Origin of the sequence: Agromyces neolithicus (assembly GCF_039529735.1) — a bacterium.
In the GTDB taxonomy this organism is placed as follows: domain Bacteria; phylum Actinomycetota; class Actinomycetes; order Actinomycetales; family Microbacteriaceae; genus Agromyces; species Agromyces neolithicus.
The window spans coordinates 159,695-176,099 of record NZ_BAAANJ010000002.1 but is presented as its reverse complement, the minus strand read 5'-3'; the positions used below and the strand labels follow the sequence as shown (position 1 = coordinate 176,099).

Genomic DNA, 16,405 nt, shown 5'->3' with positions numbered 1-16,405 from the left:
GCACCACCGTGGCCCGCGCGCGTATAGTCCAGAATCTGGACTCTGCGCACGGTGCCCGCCATACTGGAGTCATGCGGTCGTACGGCCAGTACTGCCCCATCGCACGCGGTGCCGAGATCTTCGCCGAGCGCTGGACGCCGGTGATCATCCGCAACCTGTACCTGGGCTGCGCAAGCTTCAATGAGATCCTCGAGGGCGCGCCCGGGCTCTCTCGCACGCTGCTCTCGCAGCGGCTCCGGCAGCTCGCACAGGTCGGTGTCATCGAGGCGGCGCCGAAGCCCGACGGGCACGGGCGTCATTACCAACTCACCCCGGCAGGTCACGACCTCTACAAGGTCTGCGTGTCGCTCGGCGACTGGGGTGCCCACTGGCTCGATCTCGCCCCCGAGCACCTCGATCCCTTCGTGGCCCTGTGGTCGATGTGCAACGCGTTCAGAAAGGACCGGCTGCCGCAACGACGTGTCGTCATCTCTTTCGACTTCATCGATCGCCAGCCTCATGAGCGGTTCTGGCTGCTGATCGAGCATGGAGAGACCGAGATCTGCAAGAAGTACACCGGGCTCGACGAAGACCTCTTCATCACGGCCGAAGCCGAAGCCTTCGTCAAGTGGCACGCCGGGCAGCTCAGCTGGGCCGAAGCCACTCGCGACCGCCGCATCCGACTCCACGGCCCCTCATGGCTCGTGCGGGCCTTCCCGACCTGGAACGCCCGCAGTGCCTTCGCTCACATCAAGCCGATCACCCGGCCGGCGGCGACCCCGGCTGCGTGAGGCGGGCCCCGTCCGCGCCGCCCGACCGCCGCATAGACTCGAGGGGATGACACCGATCCCGCCCCGACCGCTCTGGGCGGGACGCTCGCTCGCCCTCATCGGCATTGCGCTCGTCGCGTTCAACCTGCGCACCGCGGTGGCATCGCTCTCGCCGATCATCGACCAGGTCGGCGCCGAGATCGCGCTCGATCCCGTTGTGCTCGGGTTGCTCGGCATGCTTCCGCCGCTGAGCTTCGCCGTCTTCGGCATCCTGACGCCGCTCATCGCTCGCCGATTCGGTCTCGAAGGCACGCTCCTCGTCGCGCTCGTCGCGCTCTCCGCCGGGCTCGCGTGGCGCGGGCTCTCGGGCTCGGCGCTCGAGCTCCTCGCTGCGAGCACGCTCACGTTCGCCGCGATCGGCGTCGGCAACGTGCTGCTGCCGCCGCTCGTGAAGCGGTACTTCCCGGATCGCATCGGGCTCATGACTGCGCTCTACGTGACCGCGATGTCGGTGAGCTCCTTCATGCCGCCGCTCATCGCGGTTCCGGTCGCCGATGCCGCGGGCTGGCGGGTCTCGCTCGGCGAGTGGGCGGTCGTGGCCGCGCTGGCGCTCGTGCCGTGGATCACGTTGCTCGTGCACCCGAAACGGCAGGCGCCCGAGGCGCTGCCCGAAGAGGCCGATCGCGGGCAGCTGCGCCATGCGTTGCGTTCGCCGCTGGCATGGTCGCTCGCCGTCGTGTTCGCCATGCCCGGGTTCAACAGCTACGCGGCGTTCGCGTGGCTCCCTGTGCTCCTGCGCGACCTCGCCGGGGTCTCGCCGGCCGAGGCGGGCGCGCTGCTCGCGCTGTACGCGGCGATGGGGCTGCCCGCCGGGCTCGTCGTACCCGTCGTGGCGGCCCGCTACGGCAAGGTGCGGCTGCTCGTGGTCGTGGCGATCGCTGCGCTCGCACTCGGCTACCTCGGCCTGCTCCTCGTGCCGATGGTCGCGACGTGGTTGTGGGTCGCGCTCGCCGGCATCGGTCCGATGCTGTTCCCGCTCGCACTCGTGCTGATCAACCTGCGCACGCGTACGCACTCGGGCGCCGTCGGCCTCTCGGCGTTCGTGCAGTCCGCGGGCTACCTCATGGTCGCGACAGGGCCGTTGCTCGTCGGCATCCTCGCGGAGCAGACCGGCGACTGGGTCTGGCCCCTGTTGTTGCTGCTCGCATCGGCCGTGCCGGTGGCGATCGCTGGTGCCGTGGTCGCCCGCCCGCGCTACTTCGAGGACGAGCGCGACGCCTGATCGTCGAGTGGTGCGCGCAGGCCTCAGACGAGCAGTTCCGGCCGATGCACGAGTGCGGCCGCCCCGATGAGCGGGCCCTCGTCGGAGAGCGCCGACGGCACGATCGCGACCCGTTTCACGAACGGGAAGGCGGTGCGTTGCGCGACCGCCGCGCGCGCGTGGTCGAAGAGCGCGGGCGCGACCCGCGAGAAGCCGCCGCCGATGGCGACGAGATCGAGGTCGACCAGGTTGGCCGACGAGGCCACGGCCCGCCCGATCGCGGTGCCCGCGCGTTCGACGGCGGCGAGGGCGATCGGGTCGCCCGCGGCGTGAGCGAGGGCGAGATCTTCACCGGTCTCGCCCGTGAAGCCCTGCGTGCGCGCCCAGGCGACGGTGCGCGGGCCTGAGGCGACGGCTTCGAGGCACCCGCTGCCCCCGCACGCGCACGGGTCGTCGAACCCGCCGACCTCGACGTGGCCGATGTGACCTGCGTTGCCGGTCGGGCTCGGTACGGCACGGCCGCCGAGCACGAGTCCTCCGCCGACACCCGTCGACACGACCATGCCGAGCATGTTCGCAGAGCCCGCGCCCGCTCCGACCCAGTACTCGGCCAAGGCGATGCAGAGCCCGTCGATACGCAGCGTCACGGGAACGCCGCCGACGATCTCGGCGATGCGTTCGGCGAGCGGATGTCCCCGCCACGCGGGCACGTTGAGCGGCGAGACCGTGCCGTGGTCGAGGTCGACGGGGCCCGCGGCGCCCACGCCGACCCCGAGGAGCGGTGCGTCGGCGGGTCGGGCGACGAGTGCGGCCGAGACGACGTCGCGCACCGAGGCGTCGAGTTCGCTCGAGGAAGCGCCGGCGCCGGTCGGCCGACGATTCCGGGAGCCCACGACGAGCTCGCCCCGGCCGTCGACGAGTGCGGCCTCGACCTTGGTGCCGCCGAAGTCGACGGCGAGCGCGAGCGGCTCTGACATGCCCTCAGCATAGGCGCGCGACATCCGACGCTCGTGTGCTCATATGAGCAGGATCGCCCGCGAGTGTTGCCGATGCGCATCGACCTGCCTACGCTGGAAGTCGAGGTCGGACGGAGGCGCATGGACGAGATCGACGAACTGCTCTCGATCAGGGCAGCCGAGCTCTACTACGAAGAGAACAAGACCCAGGACGAGATCGGGCAGGCACTGCGCCTCACCCGGTGGAAGGTCGGGCGGCTGCTCGCGCAGGCGAAGCAGCGCGGCTTCATCCGCATCGAGATCCTGCATCCGCGCGCTCGTCGCCTGCCGATCGAACGTCGGCTGCGCGACGAGCGCGGGCTCATCGACGCGATCGTCGTCTCGTCGGCGGGTGTCGTCTCGGCCGAAGAGCTGCAAGAACGCACCGCTCAGGCCGCAGCCGACTACCTCACCGCACTCCGACCCGTGCCGCGAACCCTTGGCGTGAGCTGGGGTCGCACCCTCTTCGACATCTCGCAGCACCTGCGCAACGGGTGGGCCGCGGGGGTCAACGTGGTGCAGATCAACGGCGGGGTCAGCCTCAATCGCCGCGCCGGCACGGCGGCCGCCACCGCGGTCGCGATCGCGCAGAAGGGCGGGGGCAGTGCCACGCTGCTGCCGAGCCCTGCGATCCTCGAGCAGCTCTCCACCAAAGAGGCCATCGAGTCCGACCGCGTGGTGGCCGGGGTCATCGAGCTCGCCCGCTCGGCCGATGCCTACCTGTTCAGCGCGGGGGCCGCCGACCACAACTCGGTGCACGTCGAGAGCGGCTACCTCTCGACCGCCGACGTCGACGTGCTCGTGCAGAAGGGTGCGGTCGGCGATGTCGTGGGGCGCTACATCGACTCCGACGGCAACATCGTCGATCCTGCCCTCGACGCGCGCACCGTGGGGCTGACGCTCGACGAGTTGCGCGAGTCGCCGCTCACCATCGCCGTGATCGCCGGCTCCGCCAAGCACGCCGTCGCCGACGCGGTCGTGCGCAGCCGGCTCTGCTCGGTGCTCGTCACCGACGAGTCCACCGCGCTCCACCTGCTCGACGGCTGACGCCGCGCCCGCAGCAACATCCCTCACACGAAAGACAGGTCGCACACCATGTCAGGCACCTCACTCGTCACCGCCCGCGAGCGTGCGCTCGCCGTCCTCGGCGGCGAACCAGACGACCAGACACTCGGTCGGTACCTGCACGGCATCCCCGGCGTCGACGCGGTCGGCCTCGAGCAGCGCGCCGCCGGGCTCGCCACGCGGTCGATCAAGACGTCCTCCAAGAAGTGGGCGCTCGACAAGATCATCTCGCTCATCGACCTGACGACCCTCGAGGGCGCCGACACCGCAGGCAAGGTGCGCTCGCTCGTCGCCAAGGCGATGAATCCCGACCCCGCCGACCCATCGACGCCGCGCGTCGCGGCCGTGTGCGTGTACGGCGACATGGTGCCGTTCGCGATCGACGCCCTCGGCGGCGCGCACGGCGACCCCGACGACGGGCTCATCTCGGTGGCCGCGGTCGCGACCGCGTTCCCAAGCGGTCGTTCGTCGCTCGAGATCAAGCTCGCCGACACGGCCGAAGCGGTCGCCGCCGGCGCCGACGAGATCGACATGGTCATCGATCGCGGAGCATTCCTCGCCGGGCGTTACGGGCAGGTGTTCGACCAGATCTCGGCCGTGAAAGACGCGTGCCGCCGCGCCGACGGCACGAGTGCGAGTCTCAAGGTGATCCTCGAGACCGGCGAACTCGTCACCTACGACAACGTGCGCCGGGCCTCGTGGCTCTCGATCCTCGCAGGCGGCGATTTCATCAAGACCTCCACCGGAAAAGTGGCGCCCGCAGCGACCCTGCCCGTGACGCTGCTCATGCTCGAGGTCGTGCGCGACTGGCACCTCGCCACGGGGCACCGCGTCGGCGTCAAGCCCGCCGGCGGAATCCGGGCCTCGAAAGACGCCATCAGGTACCTGGTCACGGTCGCCGAGACCGTCGGCGAAGACTGGCTCGTGCCCCATCTCTTCCGGTTCGGGGCATCGAGCCTGCTCAATGACGTGCTGCTGCAGCGCCAGAAGATGAACACCGGCCACTACTCCGGTCCCGACTACGTCACGATCGATTGAGAGAGTCCACCATGAGCTTCCTCGAATACGCACCTGCCCCCGAATCGCGGGCGATCCTGTCGCTGCGCGACCAGTACGGGCTCTTCATCGACGGCGAGTTCGTCGCGGGCCGGGGCACCCCGTTCCAGACCATCTCGCCGGCGAGTGAAGAGCGCATCGCCATGATCGCGAACGCGAACGAGGCCGATGTCGACGACGCGGTCAACGCCGCGCGCCGTGCCTACGACCGCACCTGGTCGAAGATGAGCGGCCGCGACCGGGGCAAGTACCTGTTCCGCATCGCCCGGCTCGTCCAAGAGCGTGCACGCGAGCTCGCGGTCGCCGAGTCGCTCGACAACGGCAAGCCCATCAAGGAGTCGCGCGACGTCGACGTCCCCCTCGTCGCGGCGTGGTTCTTCTACTACGCCGGGTGGGCCGACAAACTCGACCACGCCGGGCTCGGCGCGGGCCCTCGCGCCCATGGCGTCGCCGCCCAGGTCATTCCGTGGAACTTCCCGCTGCTGATGCTGTCATGGAAGATCGCACCGGCACTCGCCGCCGGCAATACCGTCGTGCTCAAGCCTGCCGAGACGACGTCGCTGACGGCGCTCATCTTCGCCGAGATCCTGCAACAGGCCGACCTGCCTCCCGGCGTCGTCAACATCATCACCGGAGCGGGCGACACCGGCGCGAGCCTCGTCGCGCACGGGGGCGTCGACAAGGTGGCGTTCACGGGTTCGACCGCGGTGGGCCGGGCGATCGCCAAGCAGATCGCGGGCACCGACAAGAAGGCCACGCTCGAGCTCGGCGGCAAGGCGGCGAACATCGTGTTCGACGACGCGCCGATCGACCAGGCCATCGACGGCATCGTCAACGGCATCTTCTTCAATCAGGGCCACGTGTGCTGCGCGGGCTCGCGCCTGCTCGTCCAAGAGAACATCCACGACGAGGTCGTCGAGCGACTGAAGCTGCGCCTGTCGACCCTGCGCCTCGGAGACCCGCTCGACAAGAACACCGACATCGGCGCGATCAACTCGCGCGAGCAGCTCGAGCGCATCCGCATGCTCTCCGACGTCGGCGTCGCCGAGGGTGCCGACCGGTGGAGCGTCCCGTGCGAGATCCCTGAGAACGGATTCTGGTACGCGCCGACGATCTTCACGAACGTGCAGACGTCGAGCCGCATCGCGCGCGAAGAGATCTTCGGTCCTGTGCTCTCGGTGCTCACGTTCCGCACCCCCGCCGAGGCGATCGCGAAGGCGAACAACACGCCCTACGGGCTCTCGGCCGGCATCTGGACCGACAAGGGCAGCCGCATCCTCGCCGTCGCCGACAGGCTCCGCGCCGGCGTGATCTGGGCCAACACGTTCAACCGGTTCGACCCGTCGAGCCCGTTCGGCGGCTACAAGGAGTCGGGTTACGGACGCGAGGGCGGCCGGCACGGCCTCGCCGCCTACCTGACGCCCGCTTCCGTCGGCCAGGCGGCGGTCACCACCGGTCGCGCAGGTGGCAAGTCCGTTTCCGCCGGTCGAGCTGCGGCGAAGCCGCGTATCGAGACCACGGATGCCGCGAAGACCACGCGATCAGCCAGGGCCACCAAGAAGGGAGCAGCGAAGTGAGCCGCCTCGCAGTGCCGAAGACCTACAAGCTCTACATCGGTGGCGCCTTCCCGCGCAGCGAGTCGGGGCGCACCTACGAAGTGCTCCGCGCCGACGGCGGCTTTCTCGCGAACGTCGCCAAGGCGTCCCGCAAAGACGCTCGTGACGCGGTCGTCGCGGCGCGCTCGGCGGTCTCGGGATGGTCGGGCGCGACGTCATACAATCGCGGGCAGGTGCTCTACCGCATCGCAGAACTCCTCGAGGGCCGGCGGGCCCAGTTCGTCGCCGAGATCGAGCAGGCAGAGGGGGCATCCCGCGCCGTGGCATCCGCACAGGTCGACGAGGCGATCGACCGCTGGGTCTGGTACGCCGGCTGGGCCGACAAGTTCGCCCAGGTCACCGGCAACGCCAACCCGGTCGCCGGACCGTACTTCAATATCTCGGTGCCGGAGCCCACGGGTGTCGTGGCGATCATCGCGCCGCAGGACTCCTCGCTGCTCGGGTTCGTCTCGGCGCTCGCACCGGCGCTCGTCGCCGGCAACTCGGTCGTGATCGTGGCGAGCGAGCGGTTCCCGCTTTCGGCCATCAGCCTCGCCGAGATCCTCGCAACGAGCGATGTGCCGGGCGGCGTCGTCAACGTGCTCACCGGTTCGCCGGCCGAGATCGCGCCGTGGCTCGCGAGCCACTCCGACATCAACGCGCTCGACCTCGTCGGTGCCGGCGACCTCGACTGGGTCTCGCTCGAGATCGACGCGGCCGACACGCTGAAGCGCGTACTGCGCCCCGAGCAAGGAGCCGACGCCGCAGCGCCGGCACTGGGCCGCATCACCGCGTTCACCGAGACGAAGACCGTCTGGCACACGAAGAGCCTCAAGTAGGGAGCAGCAGATGGCAGGTCGCAGTGGCGCGTCCGACCAGCGCGGGCGGCTCGTGGCAGACCCGTTCGACTACCGCATCGCGAAAGACGGGGCGGTCATCGTCTCGCGCGGCGGCCGACCGGTGACGACGGTCGGCGGGCGCGACGCGGGCAAGCTCGCGGCGGCGCTGCAGCGCGCCGACGACCTGACGACGCAGCACCTGCTCGCGCGCATCACCGGCAACTACAAGCGGGGCAACGAGCGACGCTGACCCCCCCCACCGCCACGACGTCCCGACGATCGCCGCGCGGATGTCCCCTGAAGTCGGGTAACGAAACGGTAACGGTCTTGCTAGAGTGACGTGCACCCGGTGCGCAACGGCGCGCGACGGGTGGAAAGGCCCGAACCCCCGTGACCCGAACGCCCCGTGCGACCGACCCTGCGATCGCCTCGGCCGCCAGCGCTGCGCCGGCGCCCGCACGCCGCCTGCTCGATCGACTCTCAACCCCTCCGAATCGGGCCGTGCGGGTCGCCTGCGCTCTCACGGGCACCATCGTGACCGCTGCGGTGCTGCTCATCGCGGCCACGCCGACGACCGCCTCGGCGGGCGATGTCTTCGGTGAGCTCCGCCTGCCGGGCGAGGCGGCGTTCATCGTGGGGCACCGCGGTGACCGCGCCGAGGCACCCGAGAACACGATGGCATCGCTCGAGCTCGCGATGGACGGTCTCGAGTTCGTCGAGACCGACGTGCAGCTCAGCCGCGACGGTGTTCCCGTGCTGTTCCACGACACGACGCTCGAGCGCATCACGGGCGATTCGCGCACGGTCGGCGAACTCGACCACGACGACCTGCGGCGCCTCGATGCGGGCGCGTGGTATGGACCCGACCACGCGGGCGAGCGCATCCCCACCCTCGACGAGTTCTTCATCGCGCTCTCGGAACGCGAGGCTGCGCGTGCACTCGTCGAGCTCAAGGCCGACTGGCGGCCGGCCGAGGTGCGCACGGTGCTCGACCTCATCGAGCGACACGGGTTGCGTGGGCGGGTGGTGCTGCAGAGCTTCAGCCTCGAGACCCTGTTCGCCGTGCAGCGGGTCTCGCCGACGACGCCGCGCATCATGCTCATCCGTGAGTTGCCGGCCGACCCGGTGCCGCTCGCCGAGCGGTTCGGGGTCATCGGCTTCGGCACGACGGCCGAATCGGTCACCGCCGTTCCGGGCGCGGTCGACGCCTTGCACGAGATCGGCGTCGCCGTGCTGTGCTACACGCTCAACTCCGATGATCGGTGGCAGGAGGTGAGCGAGCTCGGCGTCGACGGCATCATCACCGACCAGCCGAGCGACCTCGATGCCTGGCTCTCGGTCGCCGCTCCGGGCGACTGAGTGTGAATCAGCCGACGGCGACCGCGATGCCGAGCCGATCGGCCGCCGCACTGAACTCGGCGTGCATCCGCGCCGAGAACAGCACGAACCGCACCAAGTCAGGCGCGGCATCAGCAGACGCAGTGCTCGCGACGGTGAGTGCGACGGTCGCGGCATCGCCGGCGGGCCACCCGTAGACGCCGGCCGACACTGCCGGGAGGGCGATCGAGGTGGCGCCGAGCCGAGCCGCGAGCCCGAGCGAGTTGCGGTAGGCGGCGCGCAGCAGCTCGCGCCGGGCGTCGGTCTCGGTTGCGCCAGCGGGCCAGACCGGGCCGACCGTGTGGATGACCCACCGTGCGTGCAGCCGGCCGGCGCCCGTGGCGACGGCTTCACCCGCGGGTAGGCCGTCGGTGAGGGTCGTCGCGCGCAGCTCACGGCATTCGGCGAGGATCGAAGGACCGCCCGCCCGGTGGATCGCCCCGTCGACGCCGCCTCCGCCGAGCAGCGTCGAGTTGGCGGCGTTCACGATCGCATCGACCCGCTCGGCAGTGATGTCGCCGGTGACGAGCTCGATGCGGGGCACATCAGCCCCGATTGTTCGAGAGCTCGAAGATGCGCACGAGTTCGGCGACGGCCGCCTCGCGATGTTCGCCGCCGGCCTCGTACATCTCGGTGACGTGGGTGCGCAGGTGATTCTCGACGAGGAGCTTGTTGAGTGACCCGAGCGACTTCTGCACCGCGAGCGAGAGTGTGATGATGTCGACGCAGTAATCATCGTTCTCGATCATCTTCTCGATGCCGCGCAGTTGACCCTCGATGATCTTCGTGCGGTGCAGGGCGCGCTTCTTGATGTCATCGATCACCCTCACAGGATACTCCCCGAACGGTGAGTACCCCTGGTGGGTACCACTCAACCGTCGTGCCGAGGCATCCGGAGCGCTAGCGTTGGGCCATGATCCGACTTCGTCTCGTGCGAGTGATGGCCGCGATGGTCGCGGTCGCGACGCTCGGGCCGGCACCGGCGGCATCGGCTGCGACGGCGATCGTGCCCGCGGCGAGCAGTGACCGGTCCGCCGCGTATGTCGCGCCCGCGGCATCCGTGATCAGTGAAGCCTCGCCCGACGTCGACAACTTCACCTTCGCGTCATTCGACGCCGTGTACCGCCTCTCGCGCGACGCCGACCGCCGCTCGGTGCTCGAGACGACCGAGACGCTCGTGGCGCAGTTTCCCGCGTTCGACCAGAATCGGGGCATCCGGCGGGCGATCCCTGTCGATTTCGACGGCCATCCGACCGACCTCGACGTCGAATCCGTGACTGATGCAACGGGCGCGCCACGCGAGTTCGAGGAGGACTACGACGAGTCCGGGGACTTCCTTCTCGTGACGATCCGCGCCGACGACTTCGTGCACGGCGAGCAGACCTACGTCATCACCTACCGCCAGCAGAACGTGACATTCGAGCCCGACGACGCCGCGATCGACGAGTTCTTCTGGGACGTGAACGGCACCGGGTGGGCTCAGCCGTTCGGATCGGTGCGCGCCGAACTGCAGGTGAGCCCCGATCTCGTCGCCGCGCTCACCGGCGGCGCGGCGTGCTACCGGGGCTGGAGCGGCTCGACCCAGACCTGCGATTCGCTGGTCGTCGACCCGCCGGTCGTCGTCGCCGAAGCTGCGGGACTGGGGCCGTTCGAGAACCTCTCGCTCGCGGTCGCGTTCCAGGCGGGCACGTTCGAGCCGCGTGACGCGTCGTTCGGGGCGTCGTGGGCGGCGATCAGCGGGGCGGTTGCCGCAGCGATCGCCGTGATCGCGATGCTCACGGCCATCGTGCTGCGCGCGGTGCGCTGGCGCGACCATCCGGGGCGCGGCACCATCATCGCCCAGTACGAACCGCCCGCAGGTCTCAGCGCGATGGAGGCCGCCGACCTTGCGGGGCATCCCGGCAAGGGGGTGACGGCGACGATCCTCGAACGCGCCGTCGCCGGCGAGCTGCGGGTCGTCGAGACGGGGCGCAAGAAGTACGCGGTCGACTTCGTCGGCGGTGAGCTCGGCGATCGCGATGCACAGTCGGTCGTGCTCGCGCTCTACCGCGGCAACCCGTACCCGGGCGCGCGGCGTGAGCTGAAGTCGAGCGATACCGGGCTCGGCCGCAAACTGCTCTCATTGCGACAGCACGTGCGCAAGCGGGTCGTGCAGTCGGGGCTGAGGCATCGCCCCGACCTCGGCATGCGCCTCGTACTCGGCGTGGTGGCTGCGGTCGCGGGCCTCTTCAGCGCGGTCTTCGGCTTCATGGCGATCGGCGACAGCAGGGGCGGCGTGTGGCCGTTCGTGGTCTTCATCGTCGCGGGTGTGGCTGCGCTCGTGACCGTCATGACCGTCGCGCGAGTGAGGCCGCTCACCGAGGCGGGGCGTGCCATGCGCGACCACCTCGAGGGCCTGCGCCTCTACATCCGCCTCGCCGAGGCCGATCGCCTTCGGGTGCTGCAGAGTCCGAGCGGGGCGCTGCGGGTCGGCGCGCCCGGCCCGCCAGCCGGGGCCGGCGATGCCCACACGATCGGTGCGCATCCGCTTGTCGAGGCGGACACCGTGCCCGACCCTGCGACAGTGCTGAAGCTCAACGAGCGGCTGTTGCCCTTCGCGGTGCTGTTCGGCCTCGAGCGCGAGTGGAGCGACGTGCTCGCCGACCTGTACGCGCGCGAGGGCGGCTCGCCGAACTGGTACTCGGGCGGCAGCGGCTTCAACGCGGGCGCGTTCGCAGTAGGCGTGTCGTCGTTCTCGTCGGTATCGAGTTCGGCGTGGTCGGGGTCGAGTTCGAGCTCGTCGTCGAGCGGGTCCGGCGGCGGCGGGTCGTCGGGAGGCGGCGGAGGCGGCGGGGGCGGCGGAGGCGTCTGACCTCGCGAGTGCGATCGCGGCGCAGCGCGCGATTCCGAGGCGTTCGGCTGCTCGCGGCTCAGTCGTCGGCGGCGGTCGCGAGCTCGTCGCGCAGGTCGACGCGCCGCTCGGCGTCGACGCCGGGCGGCTCGTCGTCGAGGCTGTCGTCGACCGGGCGCTCGTCGTCGTCGCGGGCCACGTCGGGCTCGTCGAACTCGGTGTCCTGCGAGACCGTGAAGTCGTCGTCTTCGGGCGTGATAGCGGGGCCCACCCCCGTGAGCTCGTCCATGCTCCAAGGGTATGCCCGTCGCCCGGAACACGCACGGACGAATCATCCTCGCTCGAAGCCGCTCGGCGCATAGGCTCGCCTCATGCCCGACTGGCTGCTGGCGGCGATCGCCGGACTCCTCGCCGGCGGCGCCCTGCTCGCCGGCGCGATCATCGCGTGGTTCGTGCGGGTGCCGACGCGCATCGTCGCGGGCGTCATGGCGTTCGGCGCGGGCGTGCTCACGTCGGCGCTCGCGTTCGATCTCGTGCTCGAGGCCCAGAACGAAGGCGGATTCTGGCCGACGGTCGGCGGGTTCGCCGTCGGCGCCGTCGTCTACGTGGCGGCGAACCGGCTGCTCGACCGGTTCGGCCAGCGCAATCCCCGCGGGCTCGGCGAGAGCCCGGGCACGGGCCTCGGCATCGCACTCGGTGCACTGCTCGACGGCATTCCCGAGTCGGCGGTCCTCGGCCTCAGCATGGTCGGCGGCGGGGGAGTGAGCATCCCCGTGTTCGTCGCGATCGTCATCTCGAACGTGCCCGAGGGGCTCTCGAGCACCGCCGACCTCAAGGCGAGCGGACGTTCACGCACCTACGTGTTCGTGCTGTGGACGTGCATCACGCTCGCGAGCGCCGTCGCCGCGGTCGGCGGCTTCGTGCTGCTCAATGGTGCGAGCGGTGAGCTGATCGCCTTCATCACGGCGCTCGCGGCCGGCGCAATCCTGGCGATGATCTGCGACACGATGATCCCCGAGGCATTCCGTACGGCGCACGCGTGGACGGGCCTGCTCTCGACGGCAGGATTCCTGCTCAGCTATGCGATCCACGTCGGCGGTTGAGCGGGTCGTGTCGCCGACCTGCACACGGATGTCCCGGGGCGGGCGCCATGCCCGCTAGAATGGGCACTGCGCCCGACGGATCCGTTCTTCGTCCGACCGTGTGAGCCTCGCTCACCGCTGCTCGGTTCGGGATTCGGCGTACTGCGCCCGGCGGCATCCCAGCCGCCCCGCGCGGGCTCGACCACCACACCGGTGCCGAGGGGGTGTCGGGCACGGCACGACGAAACGGGAGGACCATGGCCCAGACGAGGCAGCGGCAGCGTACGCGTTCGCGCGACGACGACGCCCCGATCATCCCGATCCTCGCCCGAAAGGTGCGCGAGGTCGAGCAGAAGGCCCAGAAGGGCAAGCTCGGCCCCACGAACCGCACGAAGTTCCAGGTCATCGCACTGCTGATGCGCGAAGAGCGGGCCCGGGTGAAGGCCGACACCGAGGTCGCCGACGCGGCCCGGGTCGAGCTGCTGAAGCGGCTCGACGGCATCGCGCAGATCCTCGCCAAGACTGCCGCCCGCGACACGAGCCTCATCGCGTTGCTCGAACCCGACGCCTCGATCTCAACCGTCGCGCAGCGGTTCCGCCGTGACTGGCTGCTCGAATCCGGCGCGGAACTGAGCCCCGACGAGCTCATCATCACGCGGGAGCCCGAGGCGAAGCTCGAACTCGCCGAGAACCAAGTGATCCCGGCGTCGGTTCGGTCGCGGCAACTCGCGAACCCGTTCCTCGCGCCCGATTTCTCGAAGGCACCCGCGCCCGTGGTCCCCGTACGACGCCTCGCCAACTGGGAGCTGCTCGGCCCCCTGTTCAAGTCATTCGAGATGGGCTCGGGCGGGCGCGCCGCCTCGATGGACCTCCCCGAGGCGCCCGCTGTCGATCGGCTTTCGCCGCGCGGCCTCGAGCTCATGAAGCACCAGACGCGGTTCGTCGAGAGTGCCCGCGAGGGTCACCGCACGTTCCTGCTCGCCGACGAGCCGGGCCTCGGCAAGACGGCGCAGTCGGTGCTCGCGGCATCCGTCGCCGACGCCTACCCGTTGCTCGCGGTCGTGCCGAACGTCGTGAAGATGAACTGGGCCCGCGAGGTCGAGCGCTGGACCCCGCACCGCCGGGCCACCGTCATCCACGGCGACGGCGACACCCTCGACGCCTTCGCAGACGTCGTCGTGGTCAACTACGACGTGCTCGACCGCCACATGGCATGGTTGTCGACGCTCGGTTTCCGCGGCATGGTCGTCGACGAGGCGCATTTCATCAAGAACCTGCAGTCGCAGCGCTCGCGCAACGTGCTGGCGCTCGCCGACCGCATCCGTCGGGCCGCACCCGGCGGCGACCCGCTGCTGCTCGCACTCACCGGAACTCCGCTCATCAACGACGTCGACGACTTCCGGGCGATCTGGAAGTTCCTCGGCTGGATCGAGGGAGACAGGCCCTCACCCGAGCTGCTCGGAAAGCTCGAGGAGACCGGACTCACACCCGCAGACCACGGCTTCTACACTTCGGCGCGCCAGTCAGTGATCGACCTCGGCATCGTGCGTCGCCGCAAAGTCGACGTCGCAGCTGACCTGCCCGACAAGCGCATCGCCGACCTCCCCGTCGAACTCGACGACGAGCTGGGCCGATCGGTACGTGCCGCCGAGCGCGAACTCGGCAACCGCCTCGTGTCGCGCTTCCGTGCGCTCGTCGAGTCACGCGACCTGCGCGTCGGCGACCTCGACGACGACCAGCGCGACCAGTTCATCCGCGCGGTCGCGAGCGCCGAGCTCGAGGAGTCGAAGTCGGCCAAGTCCGGCGAGAACGTCTTCACGATGGTGCGTCGCATCGGCCAGGCGAAGGCAGGGCTCGCGGCCGACTATGCGGCACAGCTGGCCCGATCGGTCGGCAAGGTCGTGTTCTTCGCCAAGCACATCGACGTCATGGACCAGGCCGAGGCGGCCCTCGCGGCACGAGAGCTGCGCACGGTGTCGCTGCGCGGCGACCAGACCGCGCTTCAGCGCCAGGCCGCGATCGACGCGTTCAACAAGGATCCCGAGGTCGCCGTCGCCGTCTGCTCGCTCACCGCGGCGGGCGTCGGCGTCAACCTGCAGGCCGCTTCGAACGTCGTACTCGCCGAGCTGAGCTGGACGGCCGCCGAGCAGACCCAGGCGATCGACCGCGTACACCGCATCGGTCAAGACGAGCCGGTCACCGCGTGGCGCATCATCGCCGCGCACACGATCGACGCCCGCATCGCTGAACTCATCGACTCGAAGCAGGGTCTCGCCGCCCGCGCGCTCGATGGCAGCGACGTCGAGCCGGGCTCCGCCGACTCGGTGCAACTCGACGCCCTGCAGCACCTGCTGCGGCGTGCGCTCGACGGCGCACTGTAGCGCGTCGTCGACCGACCCGGCTCCGCCGGGAACGGATAGACTGCCGCAGTCGAACCGCCCCGGCGTTGTGGCATCCGGCACAGCTCATGTTCCGTTGCGCGTTTGGAGTCACCTCAGCATGAAGATCGGCATCCTCACTTCGGGCGGCGACTGCCCGGGTCTCAATGCGGTCATCCGCGGCGCCGTGCTCAACGGCGTCATCTCGCATGACGCCGAGTTCGTCGGCTTCCGGTGGGGCTGGAAGGGTGTCGTCGAGGCCGACATCATGCCGATCACCCGGCACGACGTGCGCGGTCTCTCGAAGCAGGGCGGCACCATCCTCGGCTCGAGTCGCACCAACCCGTTCGAGGGCGAGGGCGGCGGCCCCGACAACATCCAGCGCACGCTCGACGAGCACGGCATCGACGCGATCATCGCGATCGGCGGCGAGGGCACACTCACCGCGGCTCGCCGCCTCCACGATGAGGGCGGCATCAACGTCATCGGCGTGCCGAAGACCATCGACAACGACCTCGCGGCCACCGATTACTCGTTCGGCTTCGACACGGCGGTCGAGATCGCCACCGAGGCCATCGATCGCCTTCGCACCACCGCCGACTCGCACGGCCGCTGCATGGTGCTCGAGGTCATGGGCCGCCACGTCGGCTGGATCGCGCTGCACTCGGGCATGGCCGGGGGAGCGCACGCGATCCTCATCCCCGAGCAGCCTCAGTCGATCGAGCAGATCTGCGAGTGGGTCGAGTCGGTGCGCGGCCGCGGCCGGGCGCCGCTCATCGTGGTGGCCGAGGGCTTCACCCTCGACTCCATGGGGGAGGCGCACTCCCACAAGGGCCTCGACGCGTTCAACCGCCCGCGCCTCGGGGGCATCTCCGAGCAGCTGGCGCCGATCATCGAAGAGCGCACCGGCATCGAATCGAGGGCCACGGTGCTCGGCCATATCCAGCGCGGCGGAGCGCCGAGCGCGTACGACCGCGTGCTCGCGACCCGCCTCGGCATGGCCGCGGTCACCGCCGTCTACGACCGGGCGTGGGGTTCGATGGTGACGCTGCGCGGCACCGACATCGAGACCGTCTCGATCGCCGACGCGACGCACAGCCTCAACCGCGTGCCGCAGCACCGCTACGACGAGGCCAAGATCCTCTTCGGCTGATCATCCGACGAGTGCAGGAACGCCC

At 70.0% G+C, this 16,405-nt stretch carries 16 protein-coding genes; 12 read left to right on the top strand and 4 right to left on the bottom strand.

Annotation, left to right across the window (positions count from 1 at the left end; genetic code table 11):
* The first annotated feature begins 71 nt into the window (after positions 1-71).
* A complete protein-coding gene (locus tag ABD164_RS04080; protein ID WP_344293715.1) occupies positions 72-770 on the top strand; it encodes a winged helix-turn-helix transcriptional regulator in 699 nt (232 codons plus the stop codon).
* Positions 771-816: 46 nt separating this feature from the next.
* Positions 817-2,031, top strand: a complete 1,215-nt coding sequence (locus ABD164_RS04075) for an MFS transporter (RefSeq protein ID WP_344293713.1) — start codon at positions 817-819, stop codon at positions 2,029-2,031.
* 23 nt (positions 2,032-2,054) lie between these two features.
* Here the strand turns inward: ABD164_RS04075 and ABD164_RS04070 are convergent, their stop codons facing one another.
* Entirely contained in the window at positions 2,055-2,987 is a 933-nt protein-coding gene (locus ABD164_RS04070) for an ROK family protein (RefSeq protein WP_344293712.1), read from the bottom strand.
* A 120-nt stretch (positions 2,988-3,107) separates the two neighbouring features.
* Between ABD164_RS04070 and ABD164_RS04065 the strand changes: the two genes are divergently transcribed.
* From ABD164_RS04065 to ABD164_RS04040, 6 genes are all read left to right on the top strand, one after another.
* The gene (locus tag ABD164_RS04065) at positions 3,108-4,052 is read left to right on the top strand and encodes a sugar-binding transcriptional regulator (RefSeq protein ID WP_344293711.1); all 945 of its coding nucleotides are present in this window, start codon (positions 3,108-3,110) and stop codon (positions 4,050-4,052) included.
* Between the two features lie 48 nt (positions 4,053-4,100).
* On the top strand, positions 4,101-5,108 hold the full coding sequence (gene deoC / locus ABD164_RS04060) for a deoxyribose-phosphate aldolase (protein WP_344293709.1): 1,008 nt from the start codon (positions 4,101-4,103) through the stop codon (positions 5,106-5,108).
* An 11-nt stretch (positions 5,109-5,119) separates the two neighbouring features.
* Positions 5,120-6,703 carry an aldehyde dehydrogenase family protein gene (locus ABD164_RS04055; RefSeq protein WP_344293707.1) on the top strand — a complete coding sequence of 528 codons (1,584 nt, stop codon included), beginning with the start codon at positions 5,120-5,122 and terminating at the stop codon, positions 6,701-6,703.
* Positions 6,700-7,560, top strand: a complete 861-nt coding sequence (locus tag ABD164_RS04050) for an aldehyde dehydrogenase family protein (RefSeq protein WP_344293705.1) — start codon at positions 6,700-6,702, stop codon at positions 7,558-7,560. The genes ABD164_RS04055 and ABD164_RS04050 overlap by 4 nt, the downstream gene beginning before the upstream one ends.
* 10 nt (positions 7,561-7,570) lie before the next feature.
* Positions 7,571-7,810, top strand: a complete 240-nt coding sequence (locus ABD164_RS04045; protein WP_344293703.1) for a hypothetical protein — start codon at positions 7,571-7,573, stop codon at positions 7,808-7,810.
* Positions 7,811-8,061: 251 nt separating this feature from the next.
* Positions 8,062-8,919, top strand: a complete 858-nt coding sequence (locus ABD164_RS04040) for a glycerophosphodiester phosphodiesterase (protein ID WP_344293701.1) — start codon at positions 8,062-8,064, stop codon at positions 8,917-8,919.
* 7 nt (positions 8,920-8,926) lie between these two features.
* Here ABD164_RS04040 and ABD164_RS04035 read toward each other — a convergent pair whose 3' ends face one another.
* Together ABD164_RS04035 and ABD164_RS04030 are read right to left on the bottom strand one after the other, a co-directional pair.
* On the bottom strand, positions 8,927-9,481 hold the full coding sequence (locus ABD164_RS04035; protein WP_344293699.1) for an O-acetyl-ADP-ribose deacetylase: 555 nt from the start codon (positions 9,479-9,481) through the stop codon (positions 8,927-8,929).
* Between the two features lies 1 nt (position 9,482).
* Entirely contained in the window at positions 9,483-9,761 is a 279-nt protein-coding gene (locus ABD164_RS04030; RefSeq protein ID WP_344293697.1) for a metal-sensitive transcriptional regulator, read from the bottom strand.
* An 89-nt stretch (positions 9,762-9,850) separates the two neighbouring features.
* Between ABD164_RS04030 and ABD164_RS04025 the strand changes: the two genes are divergently transcribed.
* On the top strand, positions 9,851-11,788 hold the full coding sequence (locus ABD164_RS04025) for a DUF2207 family protein (protein ID WP_344293695.1): 1,938 nt from the start codon (positions 9,851-9,853) through the stop codon (positions 11,786-11,788).
* A 58-nt stretch (positions 11,789-11,846) separates the two neighbouring features.
* On the opposite strand, the gene ABD164_RS04020 is transcribed toward ABD164_RS04025, so the two are convergent.
* Entirely contained in the window at positions 11,847-12,056 is a 210-nt protein-coding gene (locus ABD164_RS04020) for a hypothetical protein (RefSeq protein WP_344293693.1), read from the bottom strand.
* An 82-nt stretch (positions 12,057-12,138) separates the two neighbouring features.
* On the opposite strand from ABD164_RS04020, the gene ABD164_RS04015 reads away from it, so the two are divergent.
* The 3 genes from ABD164_RS04015 (at position 12,139) to ABD164_RS04005 (ending at position 16,380) form a co-directional block, all read left to right on the top strand.
* Positions 12,139-12,870, top strand: coding sequence for a ZIP family metal transporter (locus tag ABD164_RS04015; protein WP_344293691.1), 732 nt, complete (start codon positions 12,139-12,141; stop codon positions 12,868-12,870).
* A 236-nt stretch (positions 12,871-13,106) separates the two neighbouring features.
* On the top strand, positions 13,107-15,230 hold the full coding sequence (locus ABD164_RS04010) for a DEAD/DEAH box helicase (protein WP_344293689.1): 2,124 nt from the start codon (positions 13,107-13,109) through the stop codon (positions 15,228-15,230).
* A 118-nt stretch (positions 15,231-15,348) separates the two neighbouring features.
* On the top strand, positions 15,349-16,380 hold the full coding sequence (locus tag ABD164_RS04005) for a 6-phosphofructokinase (RefSeq protein WP_344293687.1): 1,032 nt from the start codon (positions 15,349-15,351) through the stop codon (positions 16,378-16,380).
* Positions 16,381-16,405 lie beyond the last annotated feature (25 nt).

Excerpts from the sequence above, each read along its gene's own strand:
- ABD164_RS04020 (WP_344293693.1), bottom strand. The coding sequence starts at position 12,056 with ATGGACGAGCTCACGGGGGTGGGCCCCGCTATCACGCCCGAAGACGAC.
- ABD164_RS04005 (WP_344293687.1), top strand. The coding sequence starts at position 15,349 with ATGAAGATCGGCATCCTCACTTCGGGCGGCGACTGCCCGGGTCTCAAT.
- ABD164_RS04010 (WP_344293689.1), top strand. The coding sequence starts at position 13,107 with ATGGCCCAGACGAGGCAGCGGCAGCGTACGCGTTCGCGCGACGACGAC.
- ABD164_RS04055 (WP_344293707.1), top strand. The coding sequence starts at position 5,120 with ATGAGCTTCCTCGAATACGCACCTGCCCCCGAATCGCGGGCGATCCTG.
- ABD164_RS04015 (WP_344293691.1), top strand. The coding sequence starts at position 12,139 with ATGCCCGACTGGCTGCTGGCGGCGATCGCCGGACTCCTCGCCGGCGGC.
- ABD164_RS04065 (WP_344293711.1), top strand. The coding sequence starts at position 3,108 with ATGGACGAGATCGACGAACTGCTCTCGATCAGGGCAGCCGAGCTCTAC.
- ABD164_RS04045 (WP_344293703.1), top strand. The coding sequence starts at position 7,571 with ATGGCAGGTCGCAGTGGCGCGTCCGACCAGCGCGGGCGGCTCGTGGCA.
- ABD164_RS04075 (WP_344293713.1), top strand. The coding sequence starts at position 817 with ATGACACCGATCCCGCCCCGACCGCTCTGGGCGGGACGCTCGCTCGCC.
- deoC (WP_344293709.1), top strand. The coding sequence starts at position 4,101 with ATGTCAGGCACCTCACTCGTCACCGCCCGCGAGCGTGCGCTCGCCGTC.
- ABD164_RS04080 (WP_344293715.1), top strand. The coding sequence starts at position 72 with ATGCGGTCGTACGGCCAGTACTGCCCCATCGCACGCGGTGCCGAGATC.
- ABD164_RS04070 (WP_344293712.1), bottom strand. The coding sequence starts at position 2,987 with ATGTCAGAGCCGCTCGCGCTCGCCGTCGACTTCGGCGGCACCAAGGTC.
- ABD164_RS04025 (WP_344293695.1), top strand. The coding sequence starts at position 9,851 with ATGATCCGACTTCGTCTCGTGCGAGTGATGGCCGCGATGGTCGCGGTC.